Genomic DNA, 17756 nt, shown 5'->3' on the forward strand with positions numbered 1-17756 from the left:
TTCCTCTTTCAGAGTCAACCCTAATTTTCAGGATTTTTTCTCTGCGACCCCCGGATACTCTGTGAAGTTGTTCACATGTTCCGTGTCGATGGAGGCGCATTATAGGGAGCCGGTTCAGAATGACAAGCGTTAATATGCATTTTTTATCTGACCGCTCACTATTCATTCGTAACGCCTATTAAACCCGCTTTTTGATGGCTGCCGGCAGGTCCGCCAGGCTGTTTAGCACCCAATCGGCCAGCTTTTCGCCCTGCTCCGTCACCGGCTTGCCGGTACGCACCAGCACCTTGGTGCCGACGCCGGCCGCGATCGCCGCCTGCATGTCTTCCGGTTTATCGCCCACCATATAAGAAGCGGCCATATCGATGTTCAATTCCTGCTGCGCTTGCAGCAACATGCCCGGCTGCGGCTTACGGCAGTCGCACACCTGGCGATACTCTTCTACTGCCGCCTCCGGATGATGCGGGCAGAAATAGATGCCGTCGAAGTCGACGTCGCGATCGGCCAGCGACCAGTCCATCCACTCGGTCAGGTACATAAACTGGTCTTCGCTGAACTTGCCGCGCGCAATGCCGGACTGGTTGGTCACCATCACCAGCGCGAAGCCCATCTTTTTGAGCTCGCGACAGGCGTCGATCACGCCGTCGATAAAGTGGAAGTTGTCGATTTCATGGACATAGCCATGGTCAACATTAATCGTGCCGTCACGATCGAGAAAAATTGCTGGAACGCTTTGTGTCACCGCTTTGCTCCTGAGGGCCTGTATACGCTGACAGTATCGCATGTTTTACCCCACGCTGAGAACGCCGGAGAACGTCGTTGGTCGTTGACTTAGACGTCTAGACGCCTTAACATCTGAGACATACCTTGGTTCCACGCCGAGGTTTACTTTTATCTAGCCACGGGCAACCACGCTAAAATAAGAAGAATATGATTAAACTTTCTAACATCACTAAAGTGTTCCAGCAGGGTTCGCGCACCATTACCGCGCTCTCTGACGTGACCCTTCACGTTCCTGCCGGGCAAATCTATGGCGTCATCGGTTCCTCCGGCGCCGGTAAAAGCACGCTGATCCGCTGCGCCAACATGCTTGAGCGCCCCACCTCCGGCCAGGTGCTGGTCGATGGCCAGGATCTGACGTCTCTGTCAGAAAGCGAACTGACGCGCGCCCGTCGCCAAATCGGCATGATCTTCCAGCACTTTAACCTGCTCTCTTCCCGTACGGTGTTCGGCAACGTGGCGTTGCCGCTGGAGCTGGACAATACGCCGCGCGGCGAGATCAAAAAGCGCGTGACCGAACTGCTGGAACTGGTCGGCCTGGCGGACAAGCACGACGCCTACCCGGCCAACCTGTCCGGCGGCCAGAAACAGCGTGTGGCGATCGCGCGTGCGCTGGCCAGCAACCCTAAAGTGCTGCTTTGCGACGAGGCCACCAGCGCGCTGGATCCGGCCACCACCCGTTCCATCCTGGAACTGCTGAAAGACATCAACCGCCGTCTGGGCCTGACCATTCTGCTCATCACCCATGAAATGGACGTGGTGAAACGCATCTGCGACCAGGTCGCGGTCATCAGCCAGGGGCAGCTGATCGAAAAAGACAGCGTCAGCGAAGTGTTCTCGCACCCGAAAACGCCGCTGGCCCAACAGTTCATTCAGTCCACGCTGCATCTGGATATCCCGGACGACTACGCCGCGCGCCTGTCGCCGGAGCGTCAGGGCGACCGTCAGCCGCTGCTGCGCCTGGAGTTCACCGGTCAGTCGGTCGATGCGCCGCTGCTGTCTGAAGCCGCTCGCCGCTTCAACGTGAACAACAACATTATCAGCGCCCAGATGGATTATGCCGGCGGCGTGAAATTCGGCGTGATGCTGGCGGAGCTGCACGGCAGCGACGAAGACGCGCTGGCAACGATTAAGTTCCTGCAAGAAAATCAGGTAAAAGTAGAGGTTCTGGGTTATGTCTGAGGCAATGATGTGGTTGATGGCGCGTGGCGTGTGGGAAACCGTCATGATGACCTTTGTCTCCGGCTTTTTCGGTTTCGTGCTCGGCCTGCCGGTAGGCGTGCTGCTGTATGTCACCCGCCCGGGGCAGATCATCGCCAACAATTCGCTGTATAAGATCCTGTCCGGGCTGGTGAACATCTTCCGTTCCATCCCGTTCATTATCCTGTTGGTTTGGATGATTCCGTTTACCCGCATGATCGTCGGCACCTCGATCGGTCTGCAAGCGGCGATCGTGCCGCTGACCGTTGGCGCCGCGCCGTTCATCGCGCGCATGGTGGAAAACGCCCTGCTGGAGATCCCGTCCGGTCTGGTGGAAGCGGCGCGCGCCATGGGCGCCACGCCGATGCAGATCATCAAGAAAGTGCTGCTGCCGGAAGCCCTGCCTGGCCTGGTCAACGCCGCGACCATCACCCTGATCACCCTGGTGGGCTACTCCGCCATGGGCGGCGCGGTCGGCGCCGGCGGCCTGGGCCAAATCGGTTACCAATACGGTTATATCGGTTATAACGCCACAGTTATGAATACCGTATTAGTATTACTGGTAGTTTTGGTTTATCTGATCCAATTCTGCGGCGATCGCATCGTCAAAGCCGTTACCCATAAATAGTTTCACAGCATATTAATGCGAGTCTAATGAGGAAGGGATATGTCGTTAACATTTAAATCCATCGCGACAATTGGCGCACTGATCGGCACTCTGGCTCTGGCGGGCTGCGGCCAGGATGAAAAGAATCCAAACCACATCAAGGTCGGCGTGATCGTCGGCGCTGAACAGCAAGTGGCCGAAGTGGCGCAGAAAGTGGCGAAAGAGAAATACGGTCTGGACGTTGAGCTGGTCACCTTCAACGACTACGTGCTGCCTAACGAAGCGCTGAGCAAAGGCGATATCGACCTGAACGCCTTCCAGCACAAACCGTATCTGGATCAGCAAATCAAAGATCGCGGCTACAAGCTGGTGCCGGTCGGCAACACCTTTGTTTACCCGATCGCCGGTTACTCCAAGAAAATCAAATCGCTGGACGAACTGAAAGAGGGTTCTCAGATCGCACTGCCGAACGATCCGACCAACCTGGGCCGTTCGCTGCTGCTGCTGCAGAAAGTCGGTCTGATTAAACTGAAAGACGGCGTTGGCTTGCTGCCGACCGTACTGGACGTGACCGAGAACCCGAAAAACCTGAAGCTGGTTGAGCTGGAAGCCCCTCAGCTGCCGCGCTCTCTGGACGATCAGCAGATCGCGCTGGCGGTGATCAACACCACCTATGCTAGCCAGATCGGCCTGACGCCGGCGAAAGACGGTTTGTTTGTGGAAGATAAAGACTCGCCTTACGTCAACCTGCTGGTTGCGCGCGAAGATAATAAAGACGCGGAAAACGTGAAGAAATTCGTCCAGGCCTACCAGTCTGACGAAGTTGACGCCGCCGCCAACAAAATCTTCAACGGCGGTGCCGTGAAAGGCTGGTAAGCGCTTATTCACCAATTTTATTCCTATAATTGCAAGACGGGCCAAGGCCCGTCTTGTTATTTCCGCCATAGATTGCTTCAATAGCGCCACTTTCATTAAGGCAGAGGAATCTCAATGCGTGTTCTACCTCTCTGTTTGTTAGCGCTCGCGCTGGCCGGATGTTCATCGCAACGTATCGCGCCATCCTCAACAAACAGCACCAGCAAGCCGACCACGACCGCCCCGGCCAAGACCACGCCGGCCGCCCGCCCCGCTCCGGTAAAACTGTATAAAAGTGCAGAAGAACTCGTGGGTAAACCGTTCCGCGATCTGGGTGAAGTGTCCGGCGAATCGTGCCAAACCACCGTACAAGACTCCCCACCGAATCTGGCTACCGCCCGTAAACGCATGCAAATCCGTGCGTCTTACATGAAGGCCAACGCCGTGCTGCTGCACGACTGCCAGATTGTCAGCGGCGTCGCCGGTTGTTACCAGCAGGCCGTTTGCCAGGGCTCGGCGCTTAACGTCTCGTCTAAATGACCGAATTCGTTTTTGAGCAGATCGGCGTGATCCGCTCGCCGTATAAAGAGAAATTCGCTGTGCCCCGCCAACCGGGGCTGGTCGAAGACGGTGGCGGCGAACTGCTGCTGCTGCCGCCCTACAACCAGGCGGAAGCGGTTCGCGGTCTCAGCGATTTCAGCCATCTGTGGGTGATGTTCATTTTCCATCAAACCATGGAAGGCGGCTGGCGCCCAACGGTACGCCCACCGCGTTTAGGCGGCAATGCCCGCATGGGCGTGTTCGCCACCCGCTCCACCTTCCGCCCCAACCCGCTCGGCATGTCGCTCATTGAGCTCAAAGGCGTACGGGTGAAAAACGGGGAAGTGGCGCTGGAACTGGGCAGCCTCGATCTGGTCGACGGTACCCCGGTGGTGGACATCAAGCCTTATCTGCCGTTCGCCGAGAGCCAACCGCAGGCCCGCGCCGGCTTTGCCCAGGCCGCGCCCGCCGGCGATATGCCGGTGCGTTTCGCGCCGCAGGCGGAACAGCAGCTGCAGCAACATCAGGCGCGCTACCCGCAATTAAGGCGTTTTATCAGCCAGGTGCTGGCACAGGACCCCCGTCCCGCCTATCGTAAAGGAGAGGACGTCGAACGGGATTACGCCGTCTGGCTGCTGGATTTCAACGTGCGCTGGCGCGTCGTGGACGGCCACACCGAAGTGCTGGCGCTCGACCCGCGTTAAAATTCCGCCGCCTCTCTTTTGGCGACCCGCTCGCGCTGGTAAACTAAATCACTTTTTGGCCGCCACTCTGGTAGCCCGATGCAATTTGCAGTTCTAACGGAACCAAAACACCATGCGTACTAGCCAATATCTGCTCTCCACTCTGAAGGAGACACCTGCCGACGCCGAAGTGATCAGCCACCAGCTGATGCTGCGCGCCGGGATGATCCGCAAGCTGGCCTCCGGTCTTTACACCTGGCTGCCGACCGGCCTGCGCGTTCTGAAAAAGGTTGAAAACATCGTTCGCGAAGAAATGAACAATGCTAACGCGATCGAAGTATCCATGCCGGTGGTTCAGCCTGCCGACCTGTGGCAGGAAAGCGGCCGTTGGGAGCAATACGGCCCCGAGCTGCTGCGCTTCGTCGACCGCGGCGACCGTCCTTTCGTGCTGGGCCCGACGCATGAAGAAGTGATCACCGATCTGATCCGCAACGAGATCAGCTCGTACAAGCAGCTGCCGCTGAACTTCTTCCAGATCCAGACCAAGTTCCGTGATGAAGTGCGCCCACGTTTCGGCGTGATGCGTTCCCGTGAGTTCCTGATGAAGGATGCCTACTCCTTCCATACCTCGCAGGAGTCTCTGCAGGAGACTTACGACGCGATGTACGAAGCGTACAGCAAAATCTTCAGCCGCATGGGCCTGGATTTCCGCCCGGTGCAGGCCGATACCGGCTCGATCGGCGGCAGTGCGTCGCACGAATTCCAGGTGCTGGCAGACAGCGGTGAAGACGATATCGTGTTCTCCACCGGTTCCGACTTCGCCGCCAACATCGAGCTGGCGGAAGCGGTCGCTCCGGCAACGCCGCGCGCGGCGGCCAGCGAAGATCTGCGCCTGGTGGATACGCCAAACGCCAAAACCATCGCCGAGCTGGTGGAGCAATTCCAGCTGCCGGTGGAAAAAACCGTGAAGACGCTGATGGTGCGCGCCACCGAAGAGAGCGGCCATAAACTGATCGCCCTGCTGGTGCGCGGCGATCACGAGCTGAACGAAATCAAGGCCGAGAAGCTGGCGCAGGTTGCCGCGCCGCTGACCTTCGCCACTGAAGAAGAGATCCGCGCCATCGTCGGCGCCGGCCCGGGTTCCCTCGGCCCGGTCAAGCTGCAGATGCCGGTGGTTGCCGACCGCAGCGTAGCGGCGATGAGCGACTTTGGCGCCGGCGCCAACGTCGACGGCAAACACTACTTCGGCATCAACTGGGAGCGCGATCTGCCGCTGCCGCAGGTGGCCGACATCCGTAACGTGGTGGAAGGCGACGCCAGCCCGGACGGTCAGGGCACGCTTCTGATCAAACGCGGCATCGAAGTGGGCCATATCTTCCAGCTCGGCACCAAGTATTCGGAAGCGATGAAAGCGACCGTACAGGGTGAAGACGGCCGCAACCAGGTGCTGACCATGGGTTGCTACGGCATCGGGGTGACGCGCGTCGTGGCCGCTGCCATCGAGCAGAACCACGACGAACGCGGCATTATCTGGCCAGACGCCATCGCGCCGTTCCAGGTCGCTATTCTGCCGATGAACATGCACAAGTCGTTCCGCGTGCAGGCGCTGGCCGAAGAGCTGTACAACACCCTGCGCTCCCACGGCATCGACGTGATCCTCGATGACCGCAAAGAGCGCCCGGGCGTGATGTTCGCGGATATGGAGCTGATCGGCGTGCCGCACTCTATCGTTATCGGCGACCGTAACCTCGACAACGAAGAGATCGAGTACAAAAACCGCCGCGTCGGCGAGAAGCACATGATCAAAACCGGTGAAATCGTTGATTTCCTGCTGGGCCAGATCAAACGCTAAACACCGAGCGTCAGCGAATAAAAAACCCGCCTAGGCGGGTTTTTTTATGTCCATGGGGACAGGGGAAGTTAGTTGTTGCTGCAGCTTTTACTGCGGTCGAACGCGATTTTACCGTCCGGCACCACCGCCTTCTCTATCTGCCCCTCTTCCATCGACGGCTGCACGCTGAAGTGCGCGTTGAAAGTCAGAAACACCGGCTCACCGGCATTCTTATTGGCTTTGGCGTAACCTTGCTCCAGCGCGATGTTGTTATCCACCGGGAACGTGATGCCGGTGGCGCAATCTTTGAACACCGCCGCGTCGGCCATATAGGTGTAGCTGCCTTTCATCACCATCGGCGTTTTAGGCAATGGCTTCTCGACCGGCTCCAGACGATAATTCAGTTTGGAGGCGATCGGCGCGCCGCTGCGATCCAGCATCTCAAGACTCTTGCCCACCGGGCGGAAGTAGCGTTTTTCCCCGGTGCTGTCAGTCAGCACCAGCTTATCCGCGGTGCGCGCCCATTTGCCGTAGTCGGCGAAGGTCTGATCGCCGTCTTTGGTGCCGCGATAAGTTTCCTGCAGCACAAAGGTGCCGTCCTCATCCAGGAACAGCGCCGTATCCAGCCCGCCGCAATCGGCGCAAGGCAACAGCCCTTGATAACTCTGCGGCATCGCCTGCAGCGGTTGTTCCTTCGGTTGATAATGATTGTTGCATCCCAACAACGAGAGTGCGCCTGCCGCCAAGAACAGGGCTACCGTAATTTTCTTCACAGTTATTCTCCTACTGTGTTCATGTATTCCTAAGTGCGAACCTTGCCACGCAGCGCCTTGGTGGCGCCCTTACGCGCCTTGCCTTCCAAACGGCGCAATTTTGCCCCTTTGGTCGGCTTGGTCGCCTTGCGCATTTTTTCCACCACCATCGCCTGCTGAATCAGCGCGACCAATCTGGCCAACGCCGCTTCGCGATTCAATTCCTGACTGCGATACTCTTGCGCCTTGATAATCACTACGCCATCAGCGGTAATGAGATGATGATTCAGCGCCAGCAGCCTTTCCTTATAATACTCTGGCAGGCTGGATGCCCGGATGTCAAAGCGCAAATGGATCGCCGTTGAGGTTTTGTTCACGTGCTGGCCACCCGCGCCCTGCGCGCGGATCGCCGTCAATTCCAGCTCATTATCCGGTATGGCTACGTTTCTTGACAGTTCCAGCACCGGTCACACCTGTGCCTGCTGCCACTCGGCAAACTGGATTTCCAGACTATTCTGAGCATCAGACAGCCAAATAGTTCCCTCCTGCAGCGTTGCCTGCAGCGTCATGGTGCGGCTGGCCAGCGCCGTCAGGCGCGCCAGCTGTTCGTCATCGAGGAAACGCACGCTCAGGTTCTTGTAGCCGGCCACTTTTCCCTGCATCGCCTGCCACCAAACGTGCGCGGCGCGCTCGCCGTAAGCGTACAAGACCACGCGCGGCGACTGGTTGCAGGCCTTGCGGATGCGTTTCTCGTCGGGCAATCCCATCTCGATCCACATTTCCAGCCCGTTGTGGTCGTTGCGCTGCCAGATCTCCGGCTCGTCGTCGGCGCTCAACCCTTTGGTGAACACCAGCCGCTCGTCGGCGTGGCAGATCCAGGCCAACAGTCGCAGCATCATGCGCTGCTCATTTTCGGACGGGTGTTGCGCCAGCGTCAGCGTGGCGTCGTGGTAGAAGTGACGATCCATATCAGCAATATTGACCGCGGCTTTATAAATGGTTGCTTTCAGCGCCATGGGTGACCTCGTTATTATCCGGCGACAGTGTACTTGATCAGGGCCAAACCCCGCCAGCGCGGCCAGGCTGCGGCAGTGCGAAAGGCGTGCCGGGGTGCTGATAACTCCATAACAGCTGTGCTATAGTCGTCTAGGATAGGATAAAACTCCGAGAGCCTGCGCCTCATCGCGATAGTAGTCTTGATGATGCAGAGGTTCTTAAGGGAGGAAACTGTGCAACAATACTGTGAGTTAGTACGCCGTACTTACGCCGAGATTGGCAGTGGAGATCTTGGCTACGTGCCTGATGCGCTGGCTTGTGCGTTGAAGGCATTGGACGATGTCGCAGCGAACCACGCGCTACCGTCCTCCGTTAGGGAACAGGCGGCCTTTGCCGCCGCTAACTTATTGGTGAGCGACTATGTTGATGAATGATGAGTACCAACCCATCAATTGCGATGACTACGACAACCTGGAACTCGCCTGTCAGCATAAACTTATTCTGAAGCTGGAGTTACGCGACGGAGAAGTGATCGAGGCCAAGGCGATCGACCTGCTGCAAAAGAAACGCGTTGAGTATCTGACCATCGAACAGAACGGCCAGCAGCGCGACCTGCGTCTGGACCATATCAGCAGTTTCAGTCATCCGGAAATCGGTACCGTGGTCGTCAGTCTGTCGGACTGAGCAGCGGTAACCCCATCCCAACAGGGCAGCCCAACGGCTGCCCTCGTCATTTAGGGCTTCAGGCTGGCGTAATAAGCCGCCAGATCGGCGATATCGTCATCCGACAATCCCGACACATAGGCTTTCATCACCTCGGCCTGCCCGCCGTTGCGTTCCCCTTTCTTGTACGCCTGCAACGCGTGCTGCAGGTACATGGCGTTCTGCCCGGCCAGATTCGGGTACATCGGCACCGTCACCTTGCCCTGCGCGCCGTGACAGGCCGCGCACGCGGCGGCTTTGGCCTGACCGGCGGCCGCATCCCCCGCCGCCAACGCCGGCAGGCTGAACAGGCCGGCGGCCAACAGCGCGATTTCCACAAACTTCATCATTGCTCCTCACGATTATGATTTTTTTCCCAGCGCAGCCGCCACGGGCGTTCGCCTTCCGGCACCTGCCCCGCCTCACAGACGAATACGCCCAGCGCGGCGATCAGCTGCTCATCATAATAAATCAACGGGATGCGTTCACGCTGCCAGGGAGGAATACCCAGCTCCTGCCACAGTTTTTTTATCGGCCGCGAATGGGCGCGCCCCACGATGCGCACCGCGCCCTGTACACCGCCGAAACGAATGCTAATCTGCTGCGATGGCAGCGGCGCGCGCAGCGCCAGATCGCCCTCACCGGCAACCAACTGCCCCAGCCCGTCCGGCAACGTCAGCGTCTCGTCAGGCTGCCAGGGCAGATGCACATCGCGCAGCGCCGCCAGCGGCGGCAACAAGTGCAATCGGCCTCGGAAACGGCGGATCTGATAGGCGCCGAGCTGCAGCTGCGGTTCGGCATCTTCCCGGCTGAGCGCCACCTCCTCCCACAGACGCTGCAACTGCTCACGCGCCGGCATGGTAACGTTGAACAATGCGATCCAACGCCGCAACAAAGCGAAGCGCCGCACCGGCGAACAGGCCGTCAAACCGTCGATCGCCAATGAGCGATCCGCCGCCAACAGGCTTTGCAGCGGTTCCGCCAGCAGCTCGTCCAACAATTGTTCCTGTTCGGCGCACAGGCTGGCGCTGCGCGCCACCGCCGAGGCGAAGTGCGGCCAACGTTGATTGAGCTGCGGCAACACCTGCAACCGCAGGAAATTGCGATCGAAGCGCGTGTCCTGATTGCTGTCGTCGTCTATCCAGGCCAAGCCGTGGCGTTGCGCGTAATTTTCCAGCGTTTGACGCGAGCAGCCCAGCAGCGGCCGCAACAGCAGGTGCTCGCCCAGCGTGGCGCGCGCCGCCATCGCCGACAACCCCGCCGGCCCGCTGCCGCGCTTGAGCGCCAACAGGAAGGTTTCGCTTTGATCGTCAAGGTGTTGGGCGGTGAGCAGCGCTTCGCCCTCCGCCAATGCTGTGCTGAAAGCGGCATAGCGCGCCGCCCGCGCCGCCGCTTCGATGCCGCCCTGGCGGGCATCCACCTGCACGTGCGTCACCGTCAGCGGGATCCGCCACTCGGCGCACCGGCTGCGGCAATGCTCAACCCAACGGTCGGCAAAGGCGCTCAGGCCATGGTGCACGTGCAGCGCACGTAGCTGCAGCGCCGGACGTTGGCGGCGCAACGCCGCCAGCAGATGCAGCAGCACGCTGGAATCCAGGCCGCCGCTAAACGCCACCAGCAGCCGCTGCTGCGCGCCCAGCTGTTCCGCCACCTGCGTCGTTAATTGATCAGTATCCATCGGTAGGCTTTGTCACTTCTACATAGCTGCACGTTAACCCCGCCTACCGCCATCAATCAAGCATTAACCGTCCGGGCCTGGCGTCGCGTCAGCAGCCACCAGCCGCCCAGCACCGCGATCACCGCCAGCGCACATCCGGCCGCCCCCCAGCCGATCTGGGCGAAAATGCGGCCATACGCCTGCATCGCCGCCCCTTCGATGTGATCCTCGGCGGTCTGATTGGCGATAATGCCCGCCAGATAGTTGGCGATCGAACCGGTGGCCAGCATATAGATGCCGGTCAACACGCCGGTGGCACCAGGGATATTCAGCCGGGTGATCTGCGCCATCGCCACCGGATCGATAAACAGTTCGGCGAAGCCCATCACCGCCAGACCGGCGATCATCAGCCCCATCGATCCCGGCCCGTGCAGCCGGGTATTGAGCGCCATCAGCGTAAAGCCGACGCCGATCAACAGCAGACCGAAGGCGAACTTGCACCAGATGCGCAGCGTGCGATCGCCATCGCCGCTCGCCAGCCACGCCAGCGCCACGCCGCCCAGCATCACCGCACAGGCGTTAACCGACTGGAACAAGGCGGTCGGCACCGTCCAGCCGAACCAGCGCCGATCGACGAAGTGATCGATAAACAGGCTGATGGAGCTGCCGCCCTGCTGGGCGAAAGCCCAGAACAGCGTGCCCAGCAGCATCAGCACAACGATCTGCCACAGCCCCCGGCGCTGGCCGGCATCCGCACGCAGCATAATGCGCGCCACCAGCACCACCGCCGCCACGCACACCAGCCCGAGCAAATAGCCGGCCCAGCCGCGTTCAAACAGCAGCGTGAAGAACAGCGGCGACGCCAGCAGCGCCGCCAGAAGCCAACCCCAGTGCGGCAAACCCAGGCTTTTGGCGCGCATCAGCGGTGCATTCACGCCGCGCGTGTGGCGGAAATGGCGTCCGCCCAGCAGAAAAATCACCAGGCCGGCGAACATGCCGATCCCGGCCAACGCAAAGCCGACGTGCCAGCCATAGCGCTCGGCCGCCAACCCGCAGGCGATCGGCGCCAGAATAGATCCGACGTTGCCGGCGGCGTACAGCAGCGAGAAGCCCCCTTCGCGGCGCGAGTCCTGCGCCGGATACAGCTCGCCCAGCAGGCAGCTGATATTGGATTTGAACAGGCCGTAGCCGCAGATGATGATCGCCAGCGCCAGATAGAGCGACTGGGCGGAGACCGCGCTCAGGCCAAGCACGATATGTCCCAGGGTCATCAGCGCCGCGCCGGCGATCACCGCGACGCGGTTGCCCAGCAGGCGGTCGGCGAGCCAGCCGCCAAGAATAGGAGTGACGTAAACTAACGAAGCGTAAGCGCTGTAGAGATCGATGGCGTGGCTGTCGGTATAGCCGAGTTGGTGGGTCAGATAGAGGATCAATAACGCACGCATGCCGTAAAAGCTGAAATATTCCCAAATTTGTATCGCTACGACATAGTAGATTGCGCGCGGCTGTGAGGGTGTTTTCATGGTGGTCTCCCATCAGTCGGTGAACGACAAAGGGGAAGCGCGAGCGCCTCCCCTCTTATTGGCTGCGGTTATTTCGCCTTCAGCACTTTCACCCGATAACGTCCGTCCGCCTGGCGATAGGCGCCGTGAATGTCGGTTTCAAAGCCCGGATAATGCGCGCCGATTTCGCACAGCATCTGCAGGAACTCCAGCACCGGCCGGCTCTCTTCGGTCAGCATCTCGCCCGGCATCACCAGCGGCACGCCCGGCGGGTATGGGAGGATCATGTTGGCGTTGACCTTACCGACCATCTCTTCCAGATAGACCTCTTCCACTTCGCCGTGCAGCTCTTTCTGGAACGCCTGGTACGGATTCATCACCATGGTTGGCAGCACTTCGAACGCGCGGTACATCAGGTCCGGCAGGTTGTGTTGCTCCACCAGGCGGTGAATGTTCTGCGCCAGATCCTGAATGCGCATGTTTTCATAGAAATCAGGCGCTTCCTGATACAGCGAAGGCAGCATGTTTTTCACCCGCAGGTTCAGGTCGAACGAGCGTTTGAAGTCGGTCATCGCGCGCAGCAGGCTGAGCGCCTTGGTTTTATCGATGCCGATGCTGAACAGGAACAGCAGGTTGTAAGGCCCGGTTTTCTCGACGATGATGCCGCGCTCGTCGAGGTATTTCGCCACGATGCTGGCCGGGATGCCGAACGGCTGCATCTCGCCTTCCTTGCTCATCCCCGGGGTCAGGATAGTGACCTTGATCGGGTCCAGATACATGTGTTCGTTGTCGATGTTCTTGAAACCGTGCCAGGCGCTGTCGGAGCGCAGCGGCCAGCATTCCGGCTCATCGATATGCTCCGGCTGCCAGACGTCGAAGAACCAGCCGTCGGACTCGACTTTCAGGCGTTTGATCTCTTTGCGGAACTTGATCGCGCGCTCGATAGAGCCGTTGATCAGGCGCTTGCCGGCGTTGCCTTTCATCATCGCCGCGGCGGTTTCGGTCGACGCCACGATGCCGTAGTGCGGCGAAGTGGTGGTGTGCATCATGTAGGCTTCGTTGAAGGTCTCTTCGTTGATATCGCCCTTCACATGAATCATCGAAGCCTGCGAGAAGGCCGCCAGCAGTTTGTGGGTGGACTGGGTTTCATAGATCACCTTGCCCTCCACGCGGCCGCCGCTCATGCCGCACTTGCCTTTATAGATCGGATGGAAGTTGGTGTAAGGCACCCAGGCGGAGTCGAAATGGATCGACTTCACGTCCAGAGTGTTCTTGATAAAGTCGGTGTTGTACAGCAGGCCGTCATAGGTGGAGTTGGTGATCACCGCATGCACCGGCCAGGTGGCGTTCGGGGTCTCCTTCACGCGTTTGGCGATGGTGGCGCGCTGGAACTCGCTCTGCGGAATGCCGCCGAGGATGCCATAGGCATTGCGGGTCGGGCGGAAGTAGATCGGCGTGATGTCGCTCATCATCATCAGATGAGTCAGCGACTTGTGGCAGTTACGGTCAATCAGCACCGTGCTGCCCGCCGGCGCTGAATACATGCCGACGATCTTGTTGGCGGTGGAGGTGCCGTTGGTCACCATGTAGCTGCGCTCGGCGTTGAACACGCGGGAAATGTACTCTTCCGCCTCTTTGTGCGGGCCGGAGTGATCCAGCAGCGACCCAAGCTCGGACACCGAAATCGAAATATCCGACTTCATGGTGTTCGGGCCGAAGAAATCGTAGAACAGGCTGCCCACCGGGCTTTTCTGGAACGCGGTGCCGCCCATGTGGCCCGGCGTACAGAAAGTGTATTTGCCTTCGCGCACGTATTTGAACAGCGCCTTGGTCAACGGCGGCAGGATGGTGTCGATATACTCGTCGGTGTTCTGTTTGATCTTGGCGGCGATGTCGGTTGCCGCGCCGAGCGCATACTCGAAGAAGCGCACCTGCATGCGCAGATCGTTCAGGCTGACGTCCAACGTGGAATAGGTGTTGGCGAATGCGTACAGCGGCATGTATTCGTTCAGTTGGCTGATCTCTTCGCACAGCTCCAGATTGTATTTGTCCCAGTCGAAGATCACCCCGCACAGACGGGCGTTGTTCTCGATCAGTTTCAGCAGGTCTTCGCGATCGTTAGGGTAAACGATGCGGAAATCCAGACTTTCCAGCGCCTGATGCAGTTCACGGATAGGCTCTTCTTTGAAGTAGACACCCATGTGATTCATGATGGCGATAACGTTCATATGCATTTCTCCTGGCAAAGCAAGCCCCTTCCCGTCGCGGCTGACAGGTCGGAAAGAAAGGGGCTGGGTAAATTCAGTCGGTCAGCGGACGCGAATCAGTGCGCTTTGGCCGTGGTGTTTTCATCGACCGCCGCTGCATTGGCAGCCTGGCGGGTATTCATTTTCCGGGCGTAGAACATCAGGATAATCAGGCTGATGATAAAGGTGCCGGACAGTTCGAAAGAGTTGGCGCCCATCAGCGCGATGAAGCAGAAGCCGCAGCCGCACACCGAAGCGATCAGGCTCAGCAGGTTGCGCACGTTGACCCCTTCGAAGCGAATCAGGTCTACGCAGGAGTAGAAGTAAGGCAGCATGGTCAGCAGCACCGCGATGCCGGTCAGCTCGCCGAACAGATCGGAAGCCTTGCCGCCGGCGGAGCTCATCAGGGTGATCAGCACCATCAGCGCGGTCATTTTGCAGCTCGCGAGCAGCAGGCCTTTTTTCGGAATGCCGTTTTTATCCAGCTCGCCGTACACTTTCGGGAAGTTGCCGTCGTTGGCGGCGCGCACCCCGGCCTGGCCGACCAGCATCATCCATGACCCGAGCGAGGTCAGGCAGGCGAAGGCGGTGAACGCGGAAACCATCGGTGCCGCCCAGTCGCCCATAATCGCCGAGGCGCTGATGGCGAACGGCGCGCCGCTGGCGGCCATTTCAGACGCCGGGAACATGCCGCTGATCACCTGGGTGGCGGCGATGTAGATGATGCCCGCCAGGCCGGTGCCGAGCATGGTCGCCAGCGGCACGGTGCGTTTCGGGTTTTTCACCATGCCGGTGCTGACCGCCGCGGATTCCACGCCGATGAACGCCCACAGGCACAGCAGAATACTTTTGATGACCGCATGGCTGTCGGTGGTGCCGGAGGTATTCCAGTTAGCCTGGTAGGTGGCGGCGTCAAACCAGTGCCAGCCGAGGGTGGCGGTTACGATCACCGGGATCAGCACCAGCACCAGGCCCAGGGTGGTCAAGCGGCTGACCCAGGTCCCGCCCAGCATGTTGACGAAGGTGAAGATCCACACGATGGCGATACAGGCGATGCCGGCAGGCACCGGGTTGTTCAACGCAGGGAAGAAGGTGGAGAGATAAGAAACGGCGGTAATGCCGATGGCCAGGTTGCCGATCCAGTTGGCATGGTAATAAAGCACGCCGGTCTGGAAGCCGAACGCCGGGGAAATTTCACCGGCGTAGGCGATAGGGCCGCCCTGCTGCGGATTTTTGGTCGCGAGGCGGGCGTACACGTAGGCCAGCGACATCGCCCCGATAATCGAGATCACCCATCCCCAAATGGCGATGGATCCGAGACTCGCCAGGTTGGCGGGCAATAAGGCAATCCCGCTCCCCATCATATTACCGGCGACTACGCCGGTGCAGGCAATAAGCCCTATTTTCTTGGGTGAAGCCATGGTCAGTTTCTCCTGATTTACGTTTCTTATAAGCCACACCCATAAATAAAAGATTTTAATGAGCCGGCTTGATAGTCAGGATGCTAACCATCGGCAGAAATAAAGTCCTAAAGATAAAGTGAGATTACGCTCATGATCATACAAATGATAATCTGAGGTTTTTGATTAACACATCAAGATAAAAAGGTAAGCTAAAGAAAAGATAAACATCGTTAAAAAACAGGATAATAACCAGGTTAATCACGAATAACAAACAGCAGAAAAGGAACGATATTGCGCAGCAAAATAACACAATGGCGCAACATGTCTTCACCAATAAATAACGCCGCCGGAATTCCCTGAGAATAATGGCGGCGTGGTTCTGGTGAATTATTGGCGCTGATAGTTATTTAAATAAGGCACCACGTTGGTCAATGACGTCTGGAATACGCCATTGGTGATCCAATGCAAGGTATCTTCACCGGGGCGCAGGTTGAACGCGGTAATATAAGAATCCGCCGCCAAATGATTCTGCCCCTGCATTTCATACACTTTGCCCAGCAGCACATAATTCAGCCACGACATTTGCAACTCAATCCCCAGCTCGATCGCCCGGTGCGCATCGTCAATGCGTCCCTGCGCCAGCGCATCAACCGCCAGAACTTGCTGCACGATCGGCGTATTTTTCAATTCGGGGATCGTCGCCAGATGGCTGATATCGGCGCGCAATTGCGCCAGCCCCTGGCTGTCGAACGGTTGATAAGAGTTGCGCAGCACATCCACCAGCGCTTTTTCCGCCAGCAGGTAGTGGAAATTAGGCGCGCTTTTAATCAGCTCGCTCAGCTGCGCGCTGGCGCGAGTCAACGAATCGGCGTCGCCATGGATCAACAATTGATGCGCCTGGTAGAAGCGCTGCAGCAGCGGCCCGTTGTCCGGCAGCAGCTGTGCCAGACGCTGTTCCAGCTGCGGCGGCCAGGGCTGTTTCAGCGCGGCGGACAGGCTGGCGAGGAAGTCGCTTTGGATCTTCAGCTGGTTATCGGCGGTAATGAAGTAACGCTTGTCCAACATGATTGAGCTGTCGGCGTTATCCACCAGCCGCACGGACAGAAAACACTGCTGGGCGCGGTAGTGGCGCTGATTGACGAACTCGATATACAGCGACTTGCCCGAGTTGCTGGGGCCGGAATAGTTGTAATTGGTTTGGTCGTGCACCAGGAAGGTCGAGTAGGTGTTGAGCGAATCGGTGATCAGCTCGCTGACGCCCACCACATAGGAGAGCTGCGGCATCCAGTTGCTGCAGCTCTCGCCGCCCTGGATGCGGATATCGATATCGCGCGGATTGAGCAGCACCGGCATGGTCGATACCGGCACGCGCTGCGACAGCGTGGCGATGCCGACAAACGCCACGCAGACGCTGAGCGCCGCCAGAAACGCCAGCCACACCCAGAACGTCGAGCGGCGATAGAAGCGCGGCTGCTTTTCGCCGGGCGCGGCAACCGGCGTTCGGGTCCGGCTCGGCGGCACGTACGGCGTATCGTCTTCATCATCGCTGCCGTCTTCCGGCTCATGCATGATCACCGCAATCTGCGGCGCCGGCGCAGGGGCGGGCTGCGACTCCCCGTCTTCACACCAGATCACCGAAGCCGCCAACTTATACCCGCGCTTAGGCACGGTGATAATGTATTCCGGACTGTCGCTGTCGCCGTCTTTCAGGTATTTGCGCAGTTCTGAAATGCATTGGGTCACCACGTGATTAGTGACGATATTGCGCTTCCAAACGCTATCGATCAGCTCGTCGCGGCTCAACACCACATCGGGGTGCCGGGCGAAATAGCACAGCATGTCGATCAGGCGCGGTTCCAGCGTTTTCTGGCGGCCGTTACGGCTGATGGTGTTGTCGGCAGGGGTAACCAGCCACTCCCCGACGCGAAAAGCAGGCTCTTGCATGGCGGAAATAACTCTGTAGGCATGTGGGGCAAGGGCGCGATCATAGCATAATCGCCCC

General features: G+C 59.0%; 18 protein-coding genes. 8 read left to right on the plus strand and 10 right to left on the minus strand.

Annotation, left to right across the window (positions count from 1 at the left end):
• Positions 1–178 precede the first annotated feature (178 nt).
• Positions 179–742, minus strand: coding sequence for a D-glycero-beta-D-manno-heptose 1,7-bisphosphate 7-phosphatase (gene gmhB, locus SERRSCBI_RS18755; protein ID WP_025304009.1), 564 nt, complete (start codon positions 740–742; stop codon positions 179–181).
• Between the two features lie 188 nt (positions 743–930).
• Between gmhB and metN the strand changes: the two genes are divergently transcribed.
• The 6 genes from metN to proS all read left to right on the plus strand — a co-directional run bounded on the left by metN (position 931) and on the right by proS (position 6517).
• Positions 931–1962, plus strand: a complete 1032-nt coding sequence (metN, locus tag SERRSCBI_RS18760) for a methionine ABC transporter ATP-binding protein MetN (protein WP_042785255.1) — start codon at positions 931–933, stop codon at positions 1960–1962.
• Complete coding sequence (locus SERRSCBI_RS18765) at positions 1955–2608, plus strand: methionine ABC transporter permease MetI (RefSeq protein ID WP_004932010.1); 654 nt, start codon at positions 1955–1957, stop codon at positions 2606–2608. Before metN ends, SERRSCBI_RS18765 begins: the two co-directional genes overlap by 8 nt.
• Positions 2609–2647: 39 nt before the next feature.
• Positions 2648–3463 carry a MetQ/NlpA family lipoprotein gene (locus SERRSCBI_RS18770; protein ID WP_033644900.1) on the plus strand — a complete coding sequence of 272 codons (816 nt, stop codon included), beginning with the start codon at positions 2648–2650 and terminating at the stop codon, positions 3461–3463.
• Positions 3464–3577: 114 nt separating this feature from the next.
• Positions 3578–3982 (plus strand): Rcs stress response system protein RcsF, encoded by a 405-nt coding sequence (gene rcsF, locus SERRSCBI_RS18775; protein WP_025304011.1) that lies wholly within the window; start codon positions 3578–3580, stop codon positions 3980–3982.
• Positions 3979–4686, plus strand: coding sequence for a tRNA (N6-threonylcarbamoyladenosine(37)-N6)-methyltransferase TrmO (tsaA, locus tag SERRSCBI_RS18780; RefSeq protein WP_016929866.1), 708 nt, complete (start codon positions 3979–3981; stop codon positions 4684–4686). The genes rcsF and tsaA overlap by 4 nt, the downstream gene beginning before the upstream one ends.
• A 112-nt stretch (positions 4687–4798) precedes the next feature.
• Entirely contained in the window at positions 4799–6517 is a 1719-nt protein-coding gene (gene proS / locus SERRSCBI_RS18785) for a proline--tRNA ligase (protein ID WP_042785256.1), read from the plus strand.
• 68 nt (positions 6518–6585) lie between these two features.
• On the opposite strand, the gene nlpE is transcribed toward proS, so the two are convergent.
• Genes nlpE through SERRSCBI_RS18800 form a run of 3 tightly spaced genes read right to left on the minus strand, consistent with a single transcriptional unit; the run spans position 6586 to position 8264 of the window.
• Positions 6586–7269, minus strand: a complete 684-nt coding sequence (gene nlpE, locus SERRSCBI_RS18790) for an envelope stress response activation lipoprotein NlpE (protein WP_033644894.1) — start codon at positions 7267–7269, stop codon at positions 6586–6588.
• Positions 7270–7298: 29 nt separating this feature from the next.
• Positions 7299–7712 carry an alternative ribosome rescue aminoacyl-tRNA hydrolase ArfB gene (gene arfB / locus SERRSCBI_RS18795; RefSeq protein WP_033644893.1) on the minus strand — a complete coding sequence of 138 codons (414 nt, stop codon included), beginning with the start codon at positions 7710–7712 and terminating at the stop codon, positions 7299–7301.
• A 3-nt stretch (positions 7713–7715) separates the two neighbouring features.
• Complete coding sequence (locus tag SERRSCBI_RS18800; RefSeq protein ID WP_033644891.1) at positions 7716–8264, minus strand: YaeQ family protein; 549 nt, start codon at positions 8262–8264, stop codon at positions 7716–7718.
• Positions 8265–8477: 213 nt separating this feature from the next.
• Between SERRSCBI_RS18800 and SERRSCBI_RS18805 the strand changes: the two genes are divergently transcribed.
• Together SERRSCBI_RS18805 and rof are read left to right on the plus strand one after the other, a co-directional pair.
• Positions 8478–8678 carry a YaeP family protein gene (locus tag SERRSCBI_RS18805; protein WP_033652508.1) on the plus strand — a complete coding sequence of 67 codons (201 nt, stop codon included), beginning with the start codon at positions 8478–8480 and terminating at the stop codon, positions 8676–8678.
• Positions 8665–8928 (plus strand): Rho-binding antiterminator, encoded by a 264-nt coding sequence (gene rof, locus SERRSCBI_RS18810; protein WP_004931991.1) that lies wholly within the window; start codon positions 8665–8667, stop codon positions 8926–8928. The genes SERRSCBI_RS18805 and rof overlap by 14 nt, the downstream gene beginning before the upstream one ends.
• 50 nt (positions 8929–8978) lie before the next feature.
• On the opposite strand, the gene SERRSCBI_RS18815 is transcribed toward rof, so the two are convergent.
• From SERRSCBI_RS18815 to cadC, 6 genes are all read right to left on the minus strand, one after another.
• Complete coding sequence (locus tag SERRSCBI_RS18815; RefSeq protein ID WP_025304017.1) at positions 8979–9293, minus strand: c-type cytochrome; 315 nt, start codon at positions 9291–9293, stop codon at positions 8979–8981.
• Positions 9293–10624: a tRNA lysidine(34) synthetase TilS gene (gene tilS, locus SERRSCBI_RS18820; protein WP_042785257.1), complete on the minus strand. Its 1332-nt coding sequence runs from the start codon at positions 10622–10624 to the stop codon at positions 9293–9295. Before tilS ends, SERRSCBI_RS18815 begins: the two co-directional genes overlap by 1 nt.
• Positions 10625–10680: 56 nt before the next feature.
• Positions 10681–12126, minus strand: coding sequence for a dipeptide permease DtpD (dtpD, locus tag SERRSCBI_RS18825; RefSeq protein WP_042785258.1), 1446 nt, complete (start codon positions 12124–12126; stop codon positions 10681–10683).
• A 68-nt stretch (positions 12127–12194) separates the two neighbouring features.
• Positions 12195–14333 carry a lysine decarboxylase CadA gene (cadA, locus tag SERRSCBI_RS18830; protein ID WP_033635725.1) on the minus strand — a complete coding sequence of 713 codons (2139 nt, stop codon included), beginning with the start codon at positions 14331–14333 and terminating at the stop codon, positions 12195–12197.
• A 95-nt stretch (positions 14334–14428) separates the two neighbouring features.
• Complete coding sequence (gene cadB, locus SERRSCBI_RS18835; RefSeq protein ID WP_042785259.1) at positions 14429–15772, minus strand: cadaverine/lysine antiporter; 1344 nt, start codon at positions 15770–15772, stop codon at positions 14429–14431.
• 369 nt (positions 15773–16141) lie between these two features.
• A complete protein-coding gene (gene cadC / locus SERRSCBI_RS18840) occupies positions 16142–17698 on the minus strand; it encodes a lysine decarboxylation/transport transcriptional activator CadC (protein WP_042785260.1) in 1557 nt (518 codons plus the stop codon).
• Positions 17699–17756: the final 58 nt, after the last annotated feature.

Origin of the sequence: Serratia sp. SCBI (genome assembly GCF_000747565.1) — a bacterium.
Taxonomy (GTDB): domain Bacteria; phylum Pseudomonadota; class Gammaproteobacteria; order Enterobacterales; family Enterobacteriaceae; genus Serratia; species Serratia ureilytica.